Below are 17,144 nucleotides of genomic sequence, written 5' to 3' on the forward strand. Positions count from 1 at the left end.
GCCGCCGTCGGGCTACCGCCCAACCGGCTGACCTGGCCTGAGCGAGGGCCTGGACGATCCACCGGCCGGGGCCGGAGCTCAGCCGGGGCCGGGCGTCCGGTAGCTTGCGCGCCCTGCGCCCCCCCGGGCTCAACGACGCCCGCTCAGCCCGTCCTTGACGATCCGGCCGCCCTTCATGACGAAGCGGACGTCCGTGAAGGCCTTCAGGTCCACCTCGGTGCCGGGCACGGCGATCAGGTCGGCGAACTTGCCCGGTGCGACCGACCCCACCCGGTCCTCCCAGCCCATGCACTCGGCGCCGGTGAGCGTGGCCGCCCGCAGCACCTGGGCGGGTGTCATGCCGTACGCCTCCATCGCGGCCAGCTGCCGGGTCTGCATCCCGTGCGGGAAGCCTCCGGCGTCCGATCCGAAGCCGATCCGGACCCCGGCCCGGACGGCCTTGGTGAAGGCGGCGCGCTGAGCCTCGGTGGCCGCGTCGTTCTTCGCCCGGGTCTCGGCGTCGAAGTCCGCCGTGTACGCGTGCTCCTGGAGCCAGTCGCTCCACCACACGTCGGCGGACAGGTAGGTGCCGTGCTCCAGCATCAGTTCGATGCCCTCGTCGTCGAGGTAGGAGGCGTGCTCGACGGAGCGGACCCCGGCCCGGACCGCGCGTTTGACGCCTTCCGCCCCATGGGCGTGAACGGCGACGTGGGCGCCGTAGAGGGCCGCCTCCTCCACCGCCGCCCGGATCTGGGCCTCGGTCAGCTCGGGCGCTCCGGGCACGGTGCCGGCGGCCATGACGGCACCGGTGCCGATCAGCTTGATCAGGTCGGCGCCGCCGTGCAGGATCTCCCGGACGCGCTCGCGCACGTCGTCGACATCGCGCACCGAACCGAAGCGGAACTCCCGCGGCAGCTCGATGTCGTGGGCGAGGCCGGTGATCATGCCGCCGCCGGTGGACACGGTGACGTACGGGCCCGCCACGGCCATCCGGGGACCGGGCACGACGCCCGCGTCGATGGCGTCCCGCAGCGCCACGTCGACGAAGGCCCGGAAGGTGCCCACGTCCCGGACCGTGGTGAAGCCGGCCATCAGGGTGTCGTGCGCGTGCGGGATCGACTCGAAGGCCTGCCGCGCCGCGCTCTGCTTGAGCTCGTGCACCGGATCCCCGCAGGCGGCGATGCCGACCAGGTGGGTGTGCAGGTCGATCAGCCCGGGGCAGAGCGTGGCATCGCCCAGGTCGACGACGTGCACGCCGTCGGGGACCGGGGCCGAGGCCGGCTGCACGGCCCGGATGCGTTCCCCGTCCACGAGGACCGTCCGGTCCGGCAGGAACTCCCCCGTCTCGACGTCGATCAGTCGCGCGCAGCGCAACGCGTAAGCCACACTTCCTCCTTCGAAGGCGACCCGCGGGTGCCGGCACCCGCGGTCCTTGACGGACGGGACAGTCCTACTGGCACGGGTGTCCGGCCGCACGCGCGGGGCGTGCGGCCGGCGCGGATCACCCCTCCTCGAGCACCGCCATCGCCGCGTTGTGCCCGGGAATGCCGCTGACTCCGCCGCCGCGGACCGCTCCCGCGCCGCACAGCAGGACGCCCGGGTGGGAGGTCTCCACCCCCCAGCGTCCCGTGCCCCGCTCCTCGTCGGCGAACGGGAAGGACAGCGCCCGGTGGAAGATGTTCCCCCCGGGAAGCCGCAGGTCCTGCTCCAGGTCGAGGGGGGTCTTGGCCTCGATGCACGGCCGGCCCTCCCCGTCCACCGCCAGGCACTCGGAGATCGGCTCGTCGAGCACCGCGTCCAGCTGGGCCAGGGCGCCCGCCAGGAGCGCCTCGCGCGCACCGTCGTTGTCCTCGGCGAACAGGCGGGCCGGTGCGTGCAGACCGAACATCGTCAGGGTCTGGTAGCCGCGTTCGACCAGATCGGGCCCGAGGATCGTCGGGTCGGTGAGCGAGTGGCAGTAGATCTCCGAGGGCGGCGCCGAGGGCAGGGCCCCGCCGGCCGCCTCCTTGTAGGCGGTGGCCAGCTGCTCGTAGCCCTCGGCGATGTGGAAGGTGCCGGAGAACGCCTGGCGGGGGTCGACGGAGGTGTCGCGCAGCCGGGGCAGCCGGCGCAGCAGCATGTTGACCTTGATCTGGGCGCCCTCGGCCCGCTCGGCGGGCTGCTCGCCCAGCAGGTCGGCCAGCGCTTCGGGCGAGGCGTTGACCAGGACCTTGCGGGCGGCCACCGTGCCCTCCCGGTCGCCGCTGCGGTAGCCCACGACGGAGTGCGGCTCGCCGGGTTCGATGCGCAGCGCCTCATGACCCGTGACGATCTCGACTCCGGCCGAACGGGCCGCCGCCGCCAGCGCGTCGGTGAAGGCACCCATGCCGCCGACCGGCACGTCCCAGTCGCCGGTCCCGCCGCCGATCACGTGGTAGAGGAAGCAGATGTTCTGGGCGAGGGAGGTGTCGTGCGCGTCGCTGAACGTGCCGATCAGTGCGTCGGTCAGTACGACGCCCCGGACCAGGTCGTCGCGGAAGCGCTCCTCGATGGCCACGCCGATCGGCTGCTCGAAGAGCGTCCGCCAGGCGGTCTCGTCCCCCACCCGCGCCCGCAGCTGCGCCCGCGTGGGCAGTGGCTCGGTGAGCGTGGGGAACACGTTGCGGCCCACCTCCGCGGTCATGGCGTAGAAGTCCTGCCATGCCCGGTACTCGCGGTCGGATCCGGTCAGTTCGCGGAAGGACTCCCGGGTGCGCTCCTCGCCGCCGCCGACGAAGAGGCCGGTGGCCCTGCCGTCCCGCACGGTGGGCGTGTAGGAGGAGACGGAACGCTTGCGCACCGCGAAGCTCAGCCCCAGATCGTCGACGATCTTGGACGGCAGCAGGGAGACGAGGTAGGAGTACCGGGACAGGCGCGCGTCCACTCCGGCGAAGGCCCTGGTGGAGACCGCGGCTCCGCCGGTGCTGCCGAGACGTTCGAGGACGAGCACGGAGCGTCCGGCGCGAGCGAGATAGGCGGCGGCGACCAGTCCGTTGTGGCCACCACCGACGATGACGACGTCGTACGACTCTTTGGCGAATGCGGCGCGAGTAGACATGACTCCAGGGAACACGTAGCTGTCACCAAGTTCAATAGCTGCTGAATCCGAAGCCGAATATTTCTTTCCGGGCTGTCTCCTAAGACAGTGGCCACATCACGGGACGAGGAACGCAAGAGATGGTGAAGATGCAGTTCAGACGTGCTCTTGCCGCTCTCACGGCGAGCTGACCGTCCATCACGGCAAGGCGTATCCACTTGGCTTACTGCCTGATGCGAAAGTCAGTAGTGGACCTTCGGGCATGCCTCCGGCGCCGGCACTTCCGGTGACGGCGTCGGAGGAGGGGCGTTGGGCGGCCGGTCAGCCGGGAGCGCCGATGCGGCGCTCGCGCGGCGAGGACGCGGGAACGGCCGCGAGCAGGTTGCGCGTGTACTCCTGCCGCGGTTCGCTGGTGACCTCCGCGGCGCTGCCGCGTTCGACGATCGTGCCGCGCATCAGCACGTCGACCTCGTCGCTGATCCGGCGCACGACGTCCAGGTCGTGCGTGATGAAGAGATACGCCAGCCCACGGCGCTGCTGCAGGTCCAGCAGCAGGTTCAGGATCTGCGCCTGCACCGACACGTCGAGGGCGGAGGTCGGCTCGTCGCAGATGACGAGTTCGGGGTCGGTGGCCAGCGCGCGTGCGATGCACACGCGCTGGCGCTGGCCGCCGGAGAACCGGTGCGGGTAGGCATCCGGGTCGACGCCCTCCATGCCGACGGCGGCGAGGAGTTCCCGCACCCGCCCGGGTCCGTCGTCCCGGTAGAGCCCGTGCGCGCGCAGGGGCTCGGCGACCACCTCGCCGATGGTCAGCCGGGGATCGATGGACTCGTAGGGATCCTGGAACACCATGCCGACGCTCCGCCGGAACGCCTTGCGCGCCCGGCGACCGCGCACCGGCTCGCCGCGGAAGCGCACCGTGCCCGCGTCCGCGCGTTCGAGGCCGACCAGGATCCGCGCCAGGGTCGACTTGCCCGACCCCGACTCGCCCACGATGCTGACCGTGCGGCCCGGTCGGATGCACAGGTCCACCGCGTCCAGCGCGGTGTGGCGGCCGTAGCGCTTGGTGATGCCGGCCGCCTCGAGCAGGGGCTGTACGAGGGGCGCCGGCGACGGGTTGTGGCTCAACTGGTCACCTCCAGACGGTGGCAGGCGGCGATGTGGTCGTCGGACAGCAGGCGCGGTTCGGGCAGCTCGGCGGCGCACCGCGCGTCGGCCTTCGGGCACCGGGGATGGAAGGGGCAGCCCTCGGGCGTGCGTCCGACGGGCGGGCTGCCGTTGATGGTCGTGAACGGCTCCTTGGGGGCCGCCTCGCGGCCGCTGTGGAAGCAGGTGAGCAGGGCCTGGCTGTAGGGGTGCCGCGAACCCTCGAAGAGGCTGTACACATCGGTGTGCTCGGCCAGGCGTCCACCGTAGAGGACGGCGACGTGGTCGGCGATCTCGGCGACCACCGACAGGTCGTGGGTGATCCAGATGACGGTGAGCCCGTACTGCTGCTGGAGCCGGCTGACGAGCTGGAGGATCTCGGCCTGCACCGTGACGTCCAGGGCCGTGGTCGGTTCGTCCGCGATGAGCAGCTCGGGATGGAAGGCCAGCGCCATCGCGATGATCGCTCGCTGGCGCATACCGCCGGAAAGCTGGTGCGGATACAGGCGGGCGACCCGCTCCGGATCGGCGATTCCCACGTCGGCGAGCGCCTCGCGGGCCAGGCGGTCCGCCTCCGCCCGGCCGGCGCCGCCCCTGACCCGGTGCACCTCGGCGATCTGCCGGCCCACCCGGACGACGGGGTTGAGGGCGGCGGAGGCGTCCTGCGCGAGATAGGCGGCCGTGCGTCCCCGGGCCTCGCGCAGTTCCCTGCCGCCCAGCGCGGTCAGCTCGGTGTCGCCCACGTGGACCGTGCCGGCGGTGATCCGCGCGCCCGCGGGCAGGATCCGTCCGGCGGCCAGGGCGAGCGTGGACTTGCCGGACCCGGACTCTCCGACCAGGGCCGTGGTCGTGCCGGCCGGCACGGTGAACGTGACGTCGCGCAGCACCTCGTGCTCTCCGTAGGCGACGCTCAGCCCCTCGATCCTGACATCGCTGCCCAGGCGCCGAAGGGGCGTGGCTTGCGGTATTGCGGTCACAGCGCCTCCGATGCGGCACGCGGGTCGATGACGGTCCTGACGAGGTCCACCAGCAGGTTGGCCACCACCACGAGGGTCGCGGCGACGATCACGGTTCCGGTGAGCAGCGGCCGGTCCAGTGCGGCGAAGGCCTCGGTCTGCATCTGGCCGATGCCCGGCCACCCGAAGATCTTCTCGACGAACACGACACCGGAGAGGAAGACGGCCACGTCCATGCCGAGCAGGGTCACCACCGGAGAGGCCGTGTTGCGCAGGACGTGGCGCACGATGATGCGGCGGCGCGACAGTCCCTTGGCGACGGCGGTGCGGACGTAGGCGGAGGAGAGGGCTTCGCGGGTGCTGTCGCGCATCACGTTCGCGTAGTAGGGGGCGCCCAGGACCCCGAGGGTCAGCGCGGGCAGCACGATCTGGGCCGCGCCCGTCCCACCGTCGATCGGGAAGATCGGCAGTTTGTAGCCGAGCGCGAGCAGCAGCAGGAAGCCGAGCGAGAAGACCGGCATCGACAGCAGGCCGACGTTGACCGTGGCCAGCAGCAGGCTGCGCCGGGGGCGGAGCCCCTCCCACAGGCCCCACAGTCCGCCGATGACCAGCTCGACCACGAGGGCGGCTGCGGCGAGGGCGGCGGTGGCGGGCAGGCGCTGCAGGATCAGGGAGAGCACCGGCTGGTCGTGGGAGTAGGAGGTGCCGAGGTCCCCGGTCGCCACCGACGACAGGTAGTGGCCGAGCTGGGACCACAGCGAGTCGTTCAGGTGCAGCCGGTCCCGGATCTGCGCCAGGACCTCCGGGCTGGCCTTCGGTCCGGCGATGCTGCGCGCCGGGTCGCCCGGGATCACGTACTGCAGGACGAAGGTCAGCAGCACCACCGCGGCGATGGTGAGAATGCCCAGCAGGATACGGATGCCTATGCGTCGAGCCATGAGCGTCGCTCCGAGAGGGGGTTGCGGCGGTTGAGTCCCTCGGCGATCAGGACGAAGGCCAGGACGGTGGTGACGACCAGTACGAGGGGGACGAAGAGGGTGTGCGGGGCGTAGGTCATGCTGTCCGAGCCGTCGGCCAGCATGTTGCCGAGTTCCGGGGTGGGCGGCTGGATCCCGGCTCCCAGGTAGGACAGTCCGGCGCCGACCACGACGACGGCCGCGCCGTTGAGGGCCGCCACGTTGAGCAGGATGGTCGACAGATGGGGGAGGACGTGACGGCGCAGCGCGGTGTGCCGGCTCACTCCGTGGGCGAGCGCGGCCTCCACATAGGTGCGCCGGCGCAGCCGCACGGTCTCGCCGTGCACCAGGCGTGCCGTCCAGGCCCAGTACAGGGCGGTGACGACGACGATGATGCCGGTGGTGCCGCGGCCGACGATGCTCGCGATCGCCAGTCCGGACAGCACGGTGGGGACGGACAGGAACACGTCGACCAGGCGCATCAGACACTGCCCGGTCCAGCCCTGGTAGAAGCCCGCGACCAGTCCCACCACGGCGCCGAGGCCCACCGAGGTGACGTTGGCGACCAGCGCGATCTCCAGCGTCGCGCGCAGCCCGTACAGCGTCCGGGCGAGCATGTCGCGGCCGAGGGCGTCGGTGCCCAGCGGGTGCCCGTCGGCGCCGATCCCGGCGGGCAGGCCGTAGGCGGACAGGCTGTTGGTGTGCAGCGTGTACGGCGATCCGGCGAGCGGGGCGAGCAAAGCCAGCAGCGCCAGGAGGCCGAGCAGGCACACCCCGGTGAGCCACAGCCGCCGGCCCTGCCGCCGGGCCGGCCGGGCGGTCCGGGAGCCCGGACCGGTGCTCTCGCCGGGCGGCTGCGTGGTGAGGGGGGTGCTGGCAGCGACGGGAACAGTGCTCATGACTTCACCCACAGCCGGTCGTAGTAGCTTCCGGTCTCCCCGCGCATCCGGTAGTTGCGGACCCGTGGGGTGTGCGCCGCGAGGAAGTTCATGTTGCCGATGAAGATCCCGGGTGCGCCTTGTACGAGCTTCTCCTCCGCCTGTGCCATGAGCGCGTTGGACCGCTCGTTCGTACTCGCCGCGCGTGCCCTGGCGACCAGCCGGTCCACCTCCTTGTCGGCGTATCCGGTGTAGTTCTGGGAGGCGTCGGTGGTGAAGCAGGTGGTGGCCAGTTCGATCGGGCTGTCCAGCACGATGTACAGGTGACTGCCGTACAGGTCGCCCTCGCCCTTGGAGGTGGCCAGGTCGAACGCGGACTGGCTCATGGCGTTCAGTTCGATGTCGACGCCGATCTTCTGCAGTTGCTGCTGGAGGACCTGTCCCAGCACCGGCCAGGGGTCCTGGGTGCCGTGCAGGAACTCCAGTCGCAGCCGCCGCACTCCGGCCTGGTCCAGGAGGGCGCGGGCGCGCTCCGGGTCGTGGGTGTAGGGCCGGGCCGTGCGCCGGTAGCCGGCCAGCTTCTCGGGGAACGGGCAGCCCCAGGGGTCGGAGAGACCGAACGTCATGCGCATCAACTGGTCGCGGTCGACGGCCCAGTTCAGCGCCTGCCTGACCCGTACGTCGCGCAGTTCCCGGCGCTTGAGGTTCAGGGAGACCCACTGGGTGCCCAGCACCGGTATCTCCTGCACGTAGTCGGCGCGGGTGGCGGGGTCCGCGGTGAACTTGGCCGCCTGCCCGGCGACCAGGCCCTCGCCCAGGACGTCGATCTTCCCGCTGAGGAGCTGCAGTGTCTGCAGGGGGTAGTCGACGCCCCAGCGGTACTCCAGGGTGTCGATGAGCGGGGTGCCGCGCCAGAAGTACTGGTCGAAGGCCTCGAACACGGCGCGCTGGCGCCTGCTGTCGTAGTGCCGGATGCGGAAGGGCCCGTTGCCGACCGGCGTCCGGCCGAAGCCGGAGCCCAGCCGGCGGATCTCCTCGCCCGGCAGGGCGGCGGTGTACGGCTGGCACAGCAGGGCCGGGAACAGCGCGTCGGGTTCGCTGAGCCGGACGCGCAGGGTGTGGGAGTCGGGGGCGCTGAGCCCGCGTATCCGCTTCGTCTTCTTCTTGTTGACGTCCTCGGCCCCCTCGATCCCGAAGAGGTAGCTCGCCGCCCAGGATTCGAGCGCCGGGTCCATGAGCCGGGTCCAGGTGTACACGTAGTCCTCGGCCGTCACCGGACGGCCGTTGTGGAACCGGACGTCGCGGCGCAGCGGGATGGTGTAGGTCCTGCGGTCGGCCGAGACCCTGGGCAGTGCCGCCGCGGCGTGCGGGGCGGGCCCGCCGAACTGCTGCGCGTACTGGTAGAGCGGCGCGTACAGGACCGTGGAGATGGCTTCCCAGCTGTGCAGGTCCCAGCCGATGGCCGGGTCGTAGGACTGGGCCTCCTCCGACCAGGCGGTGACGATGCTGCCGCCGCGCCGCGCGCCGGCCGGGTCACCGGGGCCGGGGCCGAACGCCGACACGTCGGCGGCGGGTCCGGGGCGCGAGGGTGCGGTGCCCGAGGTGCAGCCGCTCAGCCAGAGCGCTGCCGCGCCCGCGGCACCCGCGCTCAGCACGTGCCGTCGGGTCGGTGGATGAGGTGGTCCGGCCATGGTTTTCCTCTCATGGGGCTGCCAGATCGCGGGCCGCGGCCCGTTCACCGGGCGCCGCGCTCCTGCCGCGTCACCACTGGATGGTCTTCGTCTCCAGGTATTCGTGGAGTCCGTGCACGCCGAGTTCGCGTCCGATACCCGACTGCTTGCAGCCACCGGTGGGGGCGAGCACGCTGAACTCGCCGCGGTTCACGGTGACCAGTCCCGTTCTGATGCGCCTGGCGAACCGCTCCGCGCGCGTCGTGTCGGCGCACCAGACGGCTCCCGCCAGGCCGTAGATCGAGTCGTTGGCGATGCGCACGGCCTCCTCCTCGTCGCGGTAGCGGATGAGGCACACCACCGGGCCGAAGATCTCCTCCCGCGCCACGGTCATGTCGTTGGTGACGTCCGCGAAGACCGTGGGCATGATCCAGTGCCCGTCCTCGAGGCCGCCGGGCAGCGCGTCGGCGGCGGCCCGGCCCCCGCACACGAGCCTCGCCCCCTCGGCGACCGCCCCGTCGATGTGGGACAGCACTCCGGCGAACTGGCGGGCCGTGGCGATCGGCCCCAGGTGGTCCCCGGGCAGCGCCGGATCGCCGAGCCGCCAGCCTGCGGCCTCCCGGGCGGCGAGGGCGACGGTTTCCTCGTAGACGGCGTCGGGCACCAGGACGCGTGTGCAGGCGGTGCACGTCTGGCCCGAGTTGTAGAAGACGTCGGCGAGGGCCACGCGCACCGCTTCCGCCAGGTCGGTGACCGTCCGGCCGTCCGGCTCGTCGGCGAGGATCACCCGCGCCGACTTGCCCCCGAGTTCCAGTCCGACGCGCTTCACCGTCGCGGCGGCGGTCGCCGCGACCACCCGGCCGGCCTCGGTGGATCCCGTGAAGGAGACCGCGTCCACACCGGGATGGGCGGCAAGGCCCGCGCCGACGGTGGTGCCGGGGCCGGTGATCACGTTGAACACTCCGCCGGGCACGCCCTGTGCGGCGGCCGTTTCGGCGAAGACCTCGGCGAGGAGGAAGGCGTTGAGCGGAGCGTCTCCGCTCGGTTTGAGCACCACCGCGCACCCGGCGGCCAGGGCCGCGGCCACCTTGGCGGCGATGAGGTACAGGGGATAGTTCCAGGGGGTGATCGCGGCGACGACACCCACGGGCTCACTGACGATCTGCGACGTCCCGACGCGTTCCTCCCACTCATGGCCGGCGAGCAGGTCGGCGTAGGAGGCGAACACCTGGGCGGCGAGCCTGGTCTGCGTGCCGAGGGCGTTGTCCAGGGGCGCGCCCATCTCCGCACTGATCACCTCGGCGAAGTCGGCCTCCCGTGCCGTGACGGCGGCGGCCAGCGCGGCCAGAAACGCACGGCGCTCCCCCGGCCCGGTCCCGGACCACACCGCGAAGGCGGCACGGGCAGCCGCCACGGCGGCGTCGACGTCCGCGGCCGTCGCGGTGGGCACGCTGCCCACCGCCGGGCGTCCGGTGGGGTCGGCCACGAGGGTGACCGGGGACGAGATGCCCCCGGCCGGATCCCGCCACTCCCCGTCGATCCAGAACTGCCGACGGCTCGTGGCGAAGCGGCATCCGTTGGCGGAGGGGGCCGGATGACCCATGGTCGAACTCCTTCAAGAGGCGACTGGGGGCGCAGCGATGACAGCGCAGAACGCGGACGAACCCTCGCGTCTGGCTGGTTCCGAACGGTAGGTCGCTACTGATCCGTCAGTCAATAGACCAGGCTCCAACTGATTCGCCGATCAGGATGTGCGGGGGGCGACCGGCGGTGCGCGGGCGCAGGAGCACGGTGCGCCGGGGGGCGGGAGGGCGCGACGAGCCGGGGCGGAAACACGGTGCACAGCACCTCAGGCCGCCTCTCGGCTCGACGGGACCCGTCGCGGGACGGCCCATGGGCGCCTCGCCGCTCCGCGCGCGCCCGTGGCCGCGCGCGCGACCGGCCGCGGCCGGTCGCCCGCACACGCTGGGGGTCGCGTAAGCCGTGCGGGCACCGGCCGGAGCCGGCCGACTCCCGCACCGTACGACGACACCGCGGGCCTGGGGACTGGGGAAAAACCCTGGGACACCCCTAGGGCGTGTGGACACCACGGCGCTCCGGACGAGCCGGAGCGGGGAAACCGGCTCGAGCGGGAGGGACAGACGGCGGCCCTCCAGGGCAACAGGCCCGCGAGGAGCGACCTCGTGCTCCCGGCCGGGGCGGGCCGGCGCTGTCCGGCGCGCTCCCGGGTTCGCTCGGGCAGCCTTCCGGGCAGCGTACCGCCCGAAGGCTTCCCTCACCGAGCCCCGGCCGCGCCTCTCCACACCCACCGCACCAGGCGTGTCGCCGCCGAACGGGCCCCGCGGCCACCGGGCCCGGCGACGTCGCGCCATGACACGATCCCCCTCACCCGTGTCTCCCCGCCCGGGCCCTCGCCCCCTCCCCCCCCTGCCCACTGCCCCCTGCCCCCTGCCCCCGCAGAGTCCGAAAGGTGCGTTCAGAGAATTGGCCACACTGCAGACCCCGGAAGTGTCAGGCAACTGCGCGACGCTCGCGGCGTTGCCCGCCCCGCGGACCCTTTCGCCGCGCTCGGCGCCCGTCCTGCGGTGGGGAGTGCTCGGCCCCGGCGGCATCGCCGACGCGTTCGTGCGCGCTCTGCGGGCCGAGACGGCCCAGAAGATCGTGGCGGTCGGCTCCCGCAGCGTGGAGCGGGCCGAGGCCTTCGCCCGCAGGTTCGCGATCCCCGCCGCGTACGGCAGCTACGCCGAACTCGTCGCGGACGAGCAGGTGGACGTGGTGTCCATCGCCACCCCGCACTCCGAGCACGTCGCCCACGCCCTGCAGGCGATCGAGGCGGGCAGGCACGTCCTCGTGGAGAAGGCGTTCACCCGCAACGCGCGGGAGGCGGAACAGATCGTCGCGGCGGCGGGGGAACACCGGCGCTTCGCCATGGAGGCGATGTGGTCGCGCTGCCTGCCCCACATGGACGTGGTGCGTCAGTGCCTGGAGCGCCGGATGCTCGGCGACATCCACACCGTCATGGCGGACCACGGCCAGTGCATGACACCGGACCCGGAGAGCCGGCTCTACTCCCCCCGGCTGGCCGGAGGAGCCCTGCTGGACCTCGGAATCTATCCGCTCTCCTTCGCGTCCATGGTGATGGGCCCGTTCGTCACCGCCCTCGCCACCGGGTCGCAGACCTTCACCGCGGTGGACGCCGAGGCGTCGGTCGTCGTCTCCAACGCACGTGGCGTGCAGGGTCTGTTGCACACCACGATGCGCGCCCGCACCCCCACCACGGCGTCCGTGTCCGGATCCGCGGGCAGACTGGAGATAGAAGGCGACTTCTACGCGCCCGCCGCCGTTCGCCTCATCGACACGGCGAACCGGCTGATGGGCAGTTACGAGCCGACGGCGCGCGAGCACGGGTACGCCTTCGAGGCCGCGGAGGTCGCACGCTGCATCGCCGGGGGACGTCTGGAATCCGGCCTGATGCCGCTTCAGGAGACGCTGGACCTGATGACGACGCTCGACGAGCTGCGGGCGCAGCTGGGCGTCCGTTACCCCGGCGAGTGAGGCACCCGTCGACTCCGCTCGCGAAGCCGGCGCTCCACCGTGCGCCCCCATCCATCCCCTGAGAGGACACGGCAACAGCATGTCCCTGAAACTCCTTCTCATCGGCGGCACCGGCGTCATCAGCGCGGGCTGCACGCATCTGGCGGCGGCCTCGGGTCTCGATGTGCACCTGGTCAACCGGGGCCGCAGCGCACTGCGGCCGCTGCCGGAGGGCGTCCGCGTGATCAACGCCGACGTCCGGGACACCGACAGCATGCACGCCGCCCTCCAGCACGAGAAGTTCGACGTCGTGGTGGACTTCCTGTCGTTCACCGCGGACCATGTGCGGGCCGCCGTCGACCTGTTCCACGGACGCACCCGCCAGTACGTCTTCATCAGTTCGGCCGCCGTGTACCAGCGGCCCTCACGCCTGCCGCTCGTCGAGTCCGCACCGCTGGGCAACGCCCATTCCGCCTACGGGCGCCGCAAGATCGAGTGCGAGCGCGTACTGGCACACGCCCACCGCGAGCGGGCCTTCCCCGTCACGGTGGTGCGGCCCTCGCACACCTACGACGCCACGGCGATCCCGTTCGACGGCGGCTGGACCGTGCTCGACCGCATGCGCCGCGGACAGGAGGTGCTGGTGCACGGCGACGGCACGTCGCTGTGGACGCTGACACACACGGAGGACTTCGCCCACGCCTTCCTGGGGCTCCTCGGCGACATGCGGACCATCGGCGAGACGTACCACATCACCGGGGACGAGGCCCTCACCTGGAACGAGATCTACCAGACCATGGCCGAAGCGGCCGGGGCGGGCGAGGCGCGGCTGGTTCATGTGCCGTCGGCCGCCATCGCGGCCGCCGATCCGGCGTGGGGTGAGGAACTCCTGGGCGACAAGGCCCATTCCATGGTGTTCGACAACACCAAGGTCCGCCGGATCTCGTCCGCCTGCACGGCCCGCGTCCCCTTCTCCTACGGTGCCAGGGAGATCGTCCGGTGGTACGACTCCCATCCGGAACAGCGCCGCACGGACGAACGCCTCGGCAGGCTGATGGACGAGCTGATCGCCCGGCACCGTCCCGGTGCGCCGTCATCCGGCAGCCGGTGAGCGCACCCCTCCACGCCGTGTCGCACCCCTTCGTACCGCCCGCGCCCGTCGCCCTTTGAGGCACGCGATCCCGCCTCTTTCGCCCCATACGGGCGTCGGCGGACCCACTAGCATGAGGCACCACATTTCCCTGGAGGCCCGGCCACCGCACGACATGACGGTACGAGTTATGCGGTCGATCCCCACCACTCCATGAAGAGGACCGGGAGACCGCTAGATGACCGTGGTGCAGCGAACCATGACGGCTGTCGCCGGAACGTCCGCCGTACTCGTCTGTGGCGTGCTGTGGGCGGCACGCGACGGTGCCGGCCTAGGCTCTCTCGCCCTGTTCGCACTCGGCTGGGCGGCACTGGCCGCCACGGCCTGGGCGGCCGCCGGGAGCGCGGCACGCACCACAGCACGGGCACACCGCCTGGCGGAGGAACTGGCCGACGCCCGCGAGCTACGCGACTGCACCGAGGTGGAACTGGCCAGGCTCCAGGGCAATCTGCGCACCCTGGCCGAGCGGACCCTGCCGGACGCCGTCCAGGAGTTGCGCGCGGGCACCGCGGCAACCTCCGTACTCGCCGCGATCGCCTGGCCGCAGGACGCCCAGGTGCGGGCGGTGGCCAAGACGGCGGTGCAGGAACTCGCCGACACGGAGCGCCGTTTCACGGCCGCGCAGGCCGCCACCGTCACGGCTCTGAGCCGCGTGCAGGCCAGGACCGTCAGAATGCTCGCGGACCTGCGCGACATGCAGAACCGGCACGGCGAGGAGGTGCTCGGCGACCTGCTCGGCCTGGACCACAGCGCTTCGCAGATAGGCCTGCTCACCGACCGGCTGGCGACCCTCATGGGCGGTCGCTCCAGCCGCACCTGGAACCGCCCGATCACTCTCGAGAGCATCCTGCGCGGAGCCGCCGGCCGCATCGCGGCCTACCGGCGGGTGCGGCTGCGCGTCTCGTCGACGGCTCTGGTGTCCGGGCACGCGGCGGAGGGCCTCATGCACCTCCTGGCCGAACTCATGGACAACGCGACGAACTTCAGCCCGCCGACCGAGCAGGTCCACGTCCTGGCGCGGGAGGAGGCCGCCGGTCTCGTCATCACCATCGAGGACAACGGCCTGCGCATGGCCGGCGCGGCCCTGCGCTACGCGACCGACGCCGTCACGCGCGAGGTCGACGACCTGGCGTCGTTGCGCGGGACCCGGCTCGGGCTGGCCGTGGTGGGACGCCTGTGCGCCAGGTACCGGATCGCGGTGAGCTTCCAGGTGGCCGCCGGCGGGGGCACGACGGCCCTCGTGCGTGTGCCCCGGCAGCTCCTCACGCGGCAGCCGGGCGGCGAGGGGGAGGGACGGTCGCACGACGACCGGCGCCCCTCCCCGCAACGAACGGCCACGGGGCAGGCCCCGGACACCGCCGGGTCTACGGCGAAAGCGTCCCGGACCACCCTCAACGGCCTGCCCGTGCGCGCACGCGGTGGCGCCCTGCGATCCGCCGCCTCACAGCAGCAACGAGCGGACGCCCCCACCCCGACGAGCGAGTCGCGGCCCGCGGCCCGGCCCCCGCGCAGGAGCGCCGGCGCGCTGTTCGGGGGCTTCCACGACAGTGTGCAGTCCGGACCGCACGGCGCGCGGGGAGCGCACGGGGCCACGGACCCTCCGTGCGATCAGCGGCCCGCTCCCTGACCGCGTCCGCCCCGCGGCGGACGGCATCTTCACAGGCATTGTGACCGGTACAGCACACGAGATTGGAGCAGTGGGACGACGGTCGTACCGTCCGCTCCGCGAACCACCATGCACACCACGGACAACAGCCTCAACTGGCTTCTGCAGACCCTCATCGACCGGACCCCCGGGGCCCGGCACGCCCTGGTGCTCTCCGGGGACGGACTCAAGCTGTGCTGGTCGGACCAGCTCACGATCGACCAGGCCGACCAACTGGCGGCGGTGTGCTGCGGTGTGCAGGCCCTCGCCCACGGCGCCTCAATGGAGTTCGGTGACGGAACCGGCGGCGTGCGGCACTCCATGATGGCCTTCCACGGCGGACTGGTGTTCATCGTCGTGGCCGGGGCGGGAGCCCACCTGGCGCTGGTGACCGGCGACGACGCCGACCCCGGGGTCGTGGGCACCCAGATGACCGAGCTGGTGGAGCAGATCGGTGAGCACCTGCGTGCGCAGCCACGCGCCGGCACGCCGGGAAGAACGAGCTGATGAACCGTGCGCCCGTGGACACAGGTGTTCCGGACCGGCTGTACACACTCACGGGCGGCCGCAGCCGCGCGAGCGGCTTCTTCGACCTCGTAAGCCTCATCACCAGCAGGAGCGCTCCGACACCGGGCATGCAGTCCGAGCACGCGCGCATCCTCGTGCTGTGCCGGCGCCCCACGGCCATGGCGGAGGTCGCCGGCACACTGCGGCTGCCCGTCACCGTCGTGCGCATCCTCCTCGGCGACCTGCTCGCCCAGGACCTGATCCGGTCGCACCACCCGCTCCGGCGGCGCCCTGCGGGCTCGCAGCCCAATGTCGAACAGCTTCAGAAGGTGCTCCATGCGCTGCAAAGACTCTGACGCGGCCAAAAATGCGCGGAAGGAGGGGACATGACGGAACACGGCTTCCCGTCCGACACTCCCGGGGGTACCCGGTGCCCGGCCGGTCACAGTCCCGTGCGGCTGACGGACCTGGCCGGCGGACAGCAGCAAGAACGGCTCTACGACGGCCTGCGCGAACGGTACGGACCCGTCGTCCCCGTACTACTGGACAGCGACGTACCCGCCTGGCTGGTCCTCGGCTACGCGGAGCTGTGCCACGTGACCTCACGCACCGAACTGTTCGTGCGGGATCCGGGACGCTGGAACCAGTGGCACCGCATCCCGCCCGACTGGCCGCTGCTGCCGTTCGTCGCCTATCAGGGCGACTCCTCACGCAGGGCCATGGTGGTCACCGAGGCACTGGAGCAGGTCGACGGGTTCGAGCTGGAACGGGTGTGCCGTGAGGTGGCCACCGAACTCATCACCGGCTTCGCCCCCCGGGGCCGTGCGGAGCTGATGAGCGACTACGCGCACACGCTCCCACTGCTCGTGCTGATGCGGATGTGCGGCATACGCCTGCGTGACGGCGAGGCCGAGGAGCTGCTGGAGGACCTGCGCATCGGCCTGGACTGGGAAGCCGAGGGCAACTCCGCCGCCGCCTTCGGACGCCTCGACCAGCGTATCCGCGACGTCGTCGGGCACAAACGGTCGCGGCCCGCCCCGGACGCCATCTCGCGCATGCTGGGACATCCGGCCCGGCTCTCCGACGACGAGGTGAGCGCCGGCGTGTTCACCGTCCTCGGGGCCGCTCAGCAGTCGACGGCACTCTGGATCGGCAACACCCTGCACCTGCTGCTGACCGACGACCGGTTCGCGGTCAATGTGCTGGGCGGCCGGGTGAGCGTGGACGAAGCGCTGAACGAGGTGCTCTGGGTCAACTCCCCCACGCAGAACCTGATCGGGCGCTGGGCGGCCCGGGACACCGTCCTGTCCGGACTGAACGTCCGCGCCGGGGACTGTCTGGTCCTCGGGATCGCGGCCGCCAACTCCGATCCGAGGGTGCTGGCCGAGGCCCCTGCCGCGGAGTCGAACCGCGCGCACCTGGCCTTCGGGAACGGCACGAGCCGGTGTCCCTACGCCGCCACCGTCATCGCCGACGTCATCGCCCGCACCGCGATCGAGACGCTGCTGGACCGGCTGCCCGACGTCATCCTGGCCGCGGATCCGGGCGAGTTGCGCTGGCGGCCCTCGGTCTGGGTGCGCGGACTCACGGCGCTTCCGGTGCGGTTCACCCCGGCCGGGCCGGCACCGGCGCGCCACTGAGCCGTGCCGGGTGTCGCCGGCCGGGGCC

14 protein-coding genes are annotated in these 17,144 nt (G+C 72.0%); 6 read left to right on the forward strand and 8 right to left on the reverse strand.

Annotated features, from left to right (window positions below; translation table 11 throughout):
• Positions 1-129: 129 nt before the first annotated feature.
• The 8 genes from ACZ7FF_RS34860 to ACZ7FF_RS34895 form a co-directional block, all read right to left on the reverse strand.
• On the reverse strand, positions 130-1,365 hold the full coding sequence (locus ACZ7FF_RS34860) for a metal-dependent hydrolase family protein (RefSeq protein WP_470817472.1): 1,236 nt from the start codon (positions 1,363-1,365) through the stop codon (positions 130-132).
• A gap of 115 nt (positions 1,366-1,480) precedes the next feature.
• On the reverse strand, positions 1,481-3,055 hold the full coding sequence (locus tag ACZ7FF_RS34865) for a phytoene desaturase family protein (RefSeq protein ID WP_470817474.1): 1,575 nt from the start codon (positions 3,053-3,055) through the stop codon (positions 1,481-1,483).
• 300 nt (positions 3,056-3,355) lie between these two features.
• Positions 3,356-4,162 (reverse strand): ABC transporter ATP-binding protein, encoded by an 807-nt coding sequence (locus ACZ7FF_RS34870; protein WP_470817476.1) that lies wholly within the window; start codon positions 4,160-4,162, stop codon positions 3,356-3,358.
• Positions 4,159-5,157, reverse strand: coding sequence for an ABC transporter ATP-binding protein (locus ACZ7FF_RS34875; RefSeq protein ID WP_470817477.1), 999 nt, complete (start codon positions 5,155-5,157; stop codon positions 4,159-4,161). Before ACZ7FF_RS34875 ends, ACZ7FF_RS34870 begins: the two co-directional genes overlap by 4 nt.
• Positions 5,154-6,074, reverse strand: a complete 921-nt coding sequence (locus ACZ7FF_RS34880) for an ABC transporter permease (protein WP_470817478.1) — start codon at positions 6,072-6,074, stop codon at positions 5,154-5,156. Before ACZ7FF_RS34880 ends, ACZ7FF_RS34875 begins: the two co-directional genes overlap by 4 nt.
• Positions 6,059-6,991, reverse strand: coding sequence for an ABC transporter permease (locus ACZ7FF_RS34885; RefSeq protein ID WP_470817479.1), 933 nt, complete (start codon positions 6,989-6,991; stop codon positions 6,059-6,061). Before ACZ7FF_RS34885 ends, ACZ7FF_RS34880 begins: the two co-directional genes overlap by 16 nt.
• The gene (locus tag ACZ7FF_RS34890; protein ID WP_470817481.1) at positions 6,988-8,661 is read right to left on the reverse strand and encodes an ABC transporter substrate-binding protein; all 1,674 of its coding nucleotides are present in this window, start codon (positions 8,659-8,661) and stop codon (positions 6,988-6,990) included. Before ACZ7FF_RS34890 ends, ACZ7FF_RS34885 begins: the two co-directional genes overlap by 4 nt.
• Positions 8,662-8,731: 70 nt before the next feature.
• Positions 8,732-10,243, reverse strand: a complete 1,512-nt coding sequence (locus ACZ7FF_RS34895) for an aldehyde dehydrogenase family protein (RefSeq protein WP_470817482.1) — start codon at positions 10,241-10,243, stop codon at positions 8,732-8,734.
• 881 nt (positions 10,244-11,124) lie between these two features.
• On the opposite strand from ACZ7FF_RS34895, the gene ACZ7FF_RS34900 reads away from it, so the two are divergent.
• The 6 genes from ACZ7FF_RS34900 (at position 11,125) to ACZ7FF_RS34925 (ending at position 17,116) form a co-directional block, all read left to right on the forward strand.
• Complete coding sequence (locus ACZ7FF_RS34900; RefSeq protein WP_470817483.1) at positions 11,125-12,195, forward strand: Gfo/Idh/MocA family protein; 1,071 nt, start codon at positions 11,125-11,127, stop codon at positions 12,193-12,195.
• A 79-nt stretch (positions 12,196-12,274) separates the two neighbouring features.
• On the forward strand, positions 12,275-13,285 hold the full coding sequence (locus ACZ7FF_RS34905) for an NAD-dependent epimerase/dehydratase family protein (protein ID WP_470817485.1): 1,011 nt from the start codon (positions 12,275-12,277) through the stop codon (positions 13,283-13,285).
• A 238-nt stretch (positions 13,286-13,523) separates the two neighbouring features.
• Complete coding sequence (locus ACZ7FF_RS34910) at positions 13,524-14,951, forward strand: ATP-binding protein (protein ID WP_470817486.1); 1,428 nt, start codon at positions 13,524-13,526, stop codon at positions 14,949-14,951.
• Positions 14,952-15,059: 108 nt separating this feature from the next.
• Positions 15,060-15,476, forward strand: coding sequence for a roadblock/LC7 domain-containing protein (locus ACZ7FF_RS34915; RefSeq protein WP_470817488.1), 417 nt, complete (start codon positions 15,060-15,062; stop codon positions 15,474-15,476).
• Positions 15,476-15,832, forward strand: a complete 357-nt coding sequence (locus ACZ7FF_RS34920; protein ID WP_470817490.1) for a DUF742 domain-containing protein — start codon at positions 15,476-15,478, stop codon at positions 15,830-15,832. The genes ACZ7FF_RS34915 and ACZ7FF_RS34920 overlap by 1 nt, the downstream gene beginning before the upstream one ends.
• 30 nt (positions 15,833-15,862) lie before the next feature.
• Complete coding sequence (locus ACZ7FF_RS34925; protein ID WP_470817492.1) at positions 15,863-17,116, forward strand: cytochrome P450 family protein; 1,254 nt, start codon at positions 15,863-15,865, stop codon at positions 17,114-17,116.
• Positions 17,117-17,144: the final 28 nt, after the last annotated feature.

Source organism: Streptomyces sp. NPDC037126 (assembly GCF_055605965.1).